Source organism: Methylobacterium sp. CCH5-D2, from assembly GCF_001556475.1.
GTDB lineage: Bacteria > Pseudomonadota > Alphaproteobacteria > Rhizobiales > Beijerinckiaceae > Methylobacterium > Methylobacterium hispanicum.
Map to the genome: position 1 here is coordinate 1 of NZ_LSIX01000758.1, position 484 is coordinate 484.

Sequence of the window (484 nt, forward strand, 5' to 3'; positions counted from 1 at the left end):
CCCGCCGGTGTCCCAGACACCCGGCAGACGGTCCCGAGCCAGCACCGCGCATCGCGCGGGCCAGCACCGGACGGAACCAGCGGGGAGGATGGGGCACCATCCTCCCCTTCGTCGTCTCTGACCGCGGCGCCCTCCCGAGCGAGGCGCCGCCCGCGAGGTGACACGATGTTCCCCGACCTGACCCGCGACGACGTCTTCCGGATCGAGACGGGCCGCCTCTGGCTGCGCTGGCCGATGGCGAAGGACGCGGGCGCGATCCTGCGCCTCGCCGGCGACCCGGCGGTGGCGGAGATGACCGCCCGGATCCCGCACCCGCTGCCCCGGGCCGAGGTGGACGCCTTCCTGCTGCGGGCGCGCACCGAGAACGCCGCCGGCACCGGCCTCACCCTGGCCCTGGCGCGGCGCTCCGCGCCCGCGGAACTCGTCGGGATCGTCGGCATCGTCGCGGGCGAGGCCGAGCCCGAGCTCGGCTACTGGCTCGGCC

The 484-nt window shown here is 76.4% G+C and carries 1 protein-coding gene; it reads left to right on the top strand.

Going from position 1 to position 484, the window contains the following annotated elements; genetic code table 11:
- Nucleotides 1-165: 165 nt before the first annotated feature.
- On the top strand, nt 166-484 hold a 319-nt coding region (locus tag AX737_RS20255), incomplete at its 3' end, for a GNAT family N-acetyltransferase (protein WP_156453853.1).